Source organism: Methanosarcina sp. A14 (assembly GCF_001729375.1).
In the GTDB taxonomy this organism is placed as follows: Archaea; Halobacteriota; Methanosarcinia; order Methanosarcinales; family Methanosarcinaceae; genus Methanosarcina; species Methanosarcina barkeri.
In genome coordinates this window covers 1-5432 of the sequence record NZ_LZPK01000308.1, presented here as the reverse complement: position 1 = coordinate 5432, position 5432 = coordinate 1, and the positions used below count along the sequence as shown (strand labels likewise).

General features: G+C 40.7%; 4 protein-coding genes. 3 read left to right on the top strand and 1 reads right to left on the bottom strand.

Annotated elements, in window-relative coordinates:
- Window positions 1-893 (top strand): peptidase U32 family protein (locus A9239_RS13680; RefSeq protein ID WP_176722158.1); only part of this gene is annotated, 893 nt, incomplete at its 5' end.
- A gap of 525 nt (window positions 894-1418) precedes the next feature.
- Here A9239_RS13680 and A9239_RS13675 read toward each other — a convergent pair.
- Complete coding sequence (locus A9239_RS13675) at window positions 1419-1817, bottom strand: hypothetical protein (RefSeq protein ID WP_048119404.1); 399 nt, start codon at window positions 1815-1817, stop codon at window positions 1419-1421.
- Between the two features lie 715 nt (window positions 1818-2532).
- Between A9239_RS13675 and A9239_RS13670 the strand changes: the two genes are divergently transcribed.
- A complete protein-coding gene (locus A9239_RS13670; protein WP_048119407.1) occupies window positions 2533-4515 on the top strand; it encodes a DUF460 domain-containing protein in 1983 nt (660 codons plus the stop codon).
- Between the two features lie 120 nt (window positions 4516-4635).
- Window positions 4636-5397, top strand: a complete 762-nt coding sequence (locus A9239_RS13665) for a UPF0280 family protein (protein WP_048119410.1) — start codon at window positions 4636-4638, stop codon at window positions 5395-5397.
- Window positions 5398-5432 lie beyond the last annotated feature (35 nt).

The following is a 5432-nucleotide window of genomic DNA, read 5'->3' as shown; positions in this document are numbered from 1 at the left end:
GTGAAACCCTCAGTGAAACTCTCAGTAGAACCCAGGGCAGAAATTCAGCTTCAAAGCGACTCCTTCTTAGTGTTGAAGTAAATGAAAGTTCCTCTCTCTTTGAGGCTGCATTCGCCGGTGCAGATATTATATATGTTCCGGTTTCGAAGTTTGAAGAGCTTTCTGCACCCGAAAATGCAGAAAAACTTGAAGATTTGAAAGCCGAAAGGGTCGAAATTGTTTTTCGGGTTCCTCTTATAAATCATGATTATGAACTGGATAAACTCAAACCCCTGCTGGAAAAAATTAAAGATGCAGGCTTCGGGATAGCCTGTTCTGAGTTTGGGACTTTACAGCTTGCAAAAGAGCTTTCCATACCTTTTACTGCAGGAAAAGAGTTCAATATTTTCAATGCTTTTACGGCCAGTACTCTCTACAAGGCAGGAGCGTACAGATCAACTCTTTCAAGCGAACTGAACCTGAGTGAGATAAAAAATATCTGTGAGGTCCTTCAAACCTGCAAGGTCTCAGGACAGACAGAAATTTTTGTTTATGGCAGAGAACTTATGCTTATTACGGAAAATGATCTTTTAAAGCCTCTTGTTGACAGAAGAATTGTAAGAACAAGCAGCAAAGTGCTTCTCGTTGACCAAGAAGGTTCAGAATTTCCGGTCAAGCGCCTGGGGACCAGGACCCTGATTTATAACTCAAAATTGCTTGATATGCTGAAGTATGTCAAAAACCTGAAAGATTACGGTGTGGATGTGCTTCGGCTTGATCTTTCATTCAATACTCAGGCTGAGATAAAAGAGATAATAAAGGCATACAAGGAAGCCCTTGCAGGAAAAGAAAACAGGCTGAAACCTGCAAGAGGGGTTGAGTATACTACAGGGCATTATTTTAAGGGAGTTTAAGATAAAACTCCTTTAAGTATAGAACTTACGTAGTTGAACTGAAGAATCAACAGCATTAAACCGTTAACTGTCTAGAACGTGACTTTAATCCACAGTCTCTAATGTAATTGATTTTGTTCCTCAAGAGAGTAAGTCCTAAAATGAAAAATGGCTACTTTATAAAAGTTCTGATTAAGTTAAAACATATTTTTAGTTCAGGTCTTTTTGTTTGATACGGTATTCAAATACTAAATACTTGAAACTGATCCGAATGTATTCTTCAGCAAAAATGCAATAAAAAAGTATTAAAAACAAATTATCTGCCAAAAGCGATTGCAAGAAAAAGTGAATGCAAGAAACTCTGTTACCTATTTATTAAAACCCGTATAAAACCTAAAATTCTTTGTATGAAGCTTTTTAAAAAATTAAAAGTTACCTAAAAGCCTGCAACTGCTTAAGCCCTAATAAGTATACAGGGCCATAATCTGTAAACAGACTTTACGGTTCTTTTTTTGATGTAATTTAAAAATTCGTCTTTGCTTACAATTACTTAGTCATTACTACTAATCCAACAATCTTGTTTCCAGAATACCAGACTTTAACCTGGAAGGTGTCAGGATTAGCGAATGCATTTTGTACAGAGGTTTCAATATTGCTGGTTGGTTTGTATAAGTACCTCCAGTCACCACCTGCATAGAGCCAAAGAGCTCTTGTATTGGAGGAAGGATAGGGCTTCAGTTCAAGCCAGTATTCTGTTGCTATGCCATTCTTTACAGCTGTTGTAGATACTGATTTTTGCGATAAGGCTGGGGCTGTTGTCTGCTGACTGCCTGAGCTCAGACTTATTCCCATATCTTGAGAAGATGCAGCACTCAAGACTGCTGGAACCGCTGCAAGGATTAAACACATCGCTAAACCTGCTATTATAAGCCTATTTTTTAACATCTTTTACACCTCAAACTATTTAATATTTTGTTGTTTTTCACACACATCTTGCTAAAATGCATATTTTTTCTCGAGAATGTGCACGTATCAAAAAAGATTTTAAAAATAAACCCCGAGAAATATGTAAAGTATTTTCAATACATACCAATGTTATATTTATAGTCCACATATATGATACTTTTGATAGTGTTCCCAAATTTATGCGGGCGCGTGTTAGTATCAAGTATATGAGAGTTTATTAAAACTGACAATTTCAGATAGCTCAATTCTTCCACTTCTGTTTTTATAATTTAACTGTATATTTCATATTCGGTAATATTTTAGGCAAGTATATTTCACATAAAGTCGACGTATCAACAGGATTAGTATCATCAGGGGACTCTATTACTGTAAACAGGATCAAAACAGTTAAAAATATATAAAAATAGGAGAATGTCCTGAAAAAAAAGTCCAAGTAGTAAAGTGTACTGCGACCAGTAAACTGAAGTTTTACGTGGACTACACAGTAAAATAAAAAATAAAATCATAGATTTTTCGCGTACTATTCGGACACAGCTGAAAGGGCTATCCAGAATGTTCTGCCTTTCCTGAAGTGTCTGTAAATAACTCTAGATACCACAAAAATAACTCTAGATACCACATAAATAAATAGTATTAAATAGTAAAACGAGTGCAGTTAAATATATATTGAATAAGAAATAAAATATAGACGCTCATGCAAAAAAGGATTATATATGGAATTGATATTGCCCGGGGCTCTCCAAGGGCAAGAGAACTTCCCAGGTATGCACTTGCTATCCTTAAGGATGGGGAAATTTTCCATCAAAGTATGCTCCGTCGCCAGAAAATTTTTAATATGATTCAGAGGGAAAAGCCGGAGATAATAGCTGTTGACAATATTTTTGAGCTTGCAGCCGACAGACGCGAGCTCCTTTCTTTTATGGAAAAGCTGCCTGAGGGCGTTAAACTTGTTCAGGTTACAGGTGGGCTGCATCCTGAACCACTTGTAAGGCTTGCACGGAAACACGGTTTCTCTTTTAATCCCGAAAACCCGAGTGATGAAGCCGAAACATGTGCTCGTCTTGCAGATATGGGAGTTGGGCACGAGGTTTCCCTTTTTGAAGATATTACGAAAATTAAAGTTAGTAGAGCCCGTTCCCTGGGAAGGGGAGGCTGGAGCCAGAACCGATACCGTAGGAAGGTACATGGAGCTGTGCTGCAAAGGAGCAGGGAGATTGAGAGTGCCCTGAAAGACCTTTCTCAAGAAAAAGGCATTAGGTTCGAAACCGTAAACGTAAAAGGTTTCGGAGGCTATGTCAGATCTGAATTCACTGTCTATGCAAAACGTGGAGAGATACCGATACATCCAATGGCAAGTAACGATGCTCAGGTAAGCGTAAGAAGTGTTGAACGCGATAGAATCCGATACGTCCCCCTCAAAACGAAGCACCAGAGACGTAAGTTTACAATCGTGGGAATCGATCCAGGAACAACCGTTGGAATAGCGATTCTCTCTCTTGACGGAGAGCTTCTTTACTTGAAAAGTTCCAGGGGAATGGCTCCTGATGAAGTTGTTAAACTCATTGCCGAATACGGAAAACCTGCGGTTGTTGCCAGTGATGTAACTCCAATGCCGGGTTCAGTTGAGAAAATCCGAAGAAGTTTCAATGCCGTACCTGCAAGTCCTGGTATTGAGGTTTCTGCTGAGGAAAAAATAGCGCTTGGAAGGACTTTTGGTTACTCTAATGACCACGAAAGGGATGCACTGACTGCTGCCCTTCTCACCTACAGGAGTTATAAAAACATATTTTCCAGGATTGAAAAGAAAGCTCCTCAAAATGCAGATCTTGAGCTGATAAAGTTCTATGTTATCCGTGGAGCTTCGATAGAAGCAGCAATTGAAAAAGCCCGAGCATCAGGTGAGCCTGAAAAACCAAAGCCAAAAGAACATGCCGAAAAGCCGGAGGGCAGGGCAGTTGATGAATCTCTCCTGAAAATGAGGGAAACTGTCCAGCGGCAGAGCGAGCAGATTCAGAACCTTCAGGAATATCTTGAGGAATTAAAAAAAGAACTGATTGCAAAAGATCGGAAAATCTCAAAGCTTGAATCAAGGTTAAACAGCTTCAAAAAGGAAGCTTACAGCGAAATTCGGAAATCAAAAGAAATCAAGATCAGGGACGAAACCATTGCAAACCTGAAGAAAGAGGTCAGTCATAAAAGCAAAACCGTAAAGGAACTGCGGCGTAGAAGCAACAAGCTGCGTAAAATCCAGAAGATGGAGGTCCGCGGCGAAGGTACAGCTGTCAAAGTTATTGCTGCGTTTACGAAGGAATCCATTTCCGAAGCAAAGGAAAAATACGGGCTTAAGATAGGTGATGTAGTTTTCCTTGAAAACCCAAGCGGAGGCGGAACTGCAACCGCTCAGATCCTTGTAGAAGCCGGAATTCGTGCCGTAATCATCCCTGAGGATATTTCGCACGCAGCCGAGGAAACCTTCTTTAAGGGCGATGTGCCGGTCTTAAAGAATATTCCGCTTGAGAGGGCTGAAGACTTTGCAATGGCCGAACCAGAAACCCTTAAAGCCGCAATCGCAGACTGGGAAACAGAAGCCGATGCAAGACGCCACAAAGCCAAACAGGACGAATTGCAGAGCCTCTTTGAAGAATATAGGAGTGAAAGGCGCAGAGGTCTGGTTTAAGAAGAGTTCATTTTAACAATTTTGTGTCTGCCTCTATCTTGCTTCCGTAAAACTTGCCTCTCCCTAGACGGAGCTTGGGAAGCACCTCTTTTTTAAGCAATAAATTCAATCTGAATCAACATGTCAGATCCTGTAACAGAACCTATTAAAGAACCTGCGAGTACTCCAATTAAAGAGCATTTCCAGCTCAAGGAAACCATAGTTACTATTGCAGCCGATAACCAGGCTCATATCGAAGTTGCAAAAGAAGCAATTCGCATCCACAGGGCAGCCCTTGAGACTTATATTCTTTCCGATCCTTATTTTCAGCTTACTCTCGAACCCTACGAATGCCCTGAAAATGCCCCTGAGGTTGTAAGAAGGATGGTAAAAGCAGGAAATACTATGGGTATAGGGCCAATGAGTGCGGTTGCAGGCACAATTTCGGCTCTTGCGGTGGAAGCAATGGTTAAAGCAGGAGCAAAATATGCTATTGTCGACAACGGCGGAGATATTGCACTCATCAATGACAGGCCTGTTGTGGTTGGAATCTATGCAGGACAGTCTCCTATCAAAAACCTGGGGCTGGTGTTCGAACCTAGAGACTCGATTACAGGCATATGTACTTCAGCAGGGACAGTTGGCCCTTCAATCAGTTTTGGGATGGCGGATGCAGCAGTAGTATTCTCGGACGACGTTTCCCTGGCAGATGCAGCTGCAACGGCTCTTGGAAATGAGGTAGACATAGGAAAGGAATCTGTGGAAGCTTCTTTCAAAACCGTAAAGGAAATTCCAAAAATAAAAGGGGCACTTGTAATCCAGGGAGTATATATTGGTATGTGGGGACAGGTGCCAAGGATTACGAGGGCAGATGTCAGGTATGAGTATATAACTAAAGCATGATTATCCGATACCTCACCTTACATGATTATCTGATA

Bases quoted from the DNA above. Each gene is read 5' to 3' on its own strand.
- A9239_RS13675 (WP_048119404.1), bottom strand. From the start codon at position 1,817: ATGTTAAAAAATAGGCTTATAATAGCAGGTTTAGCGATGTGTTTAATC.
- A9239_RS13670 (WP_048119407.1), top strand. From the start codon at position 2,533: ATGCAAAAAAGGATTATATATGGAATTGATATTGCCCGGGGCTCTCCA.
- A9239_RS13665 (WP_048119410.1), top strand. From the start codon at position 4,636: ATGTCAGATCCTGTAACAGAACCTATTAAAGAACCTGCGAGTACTCCA.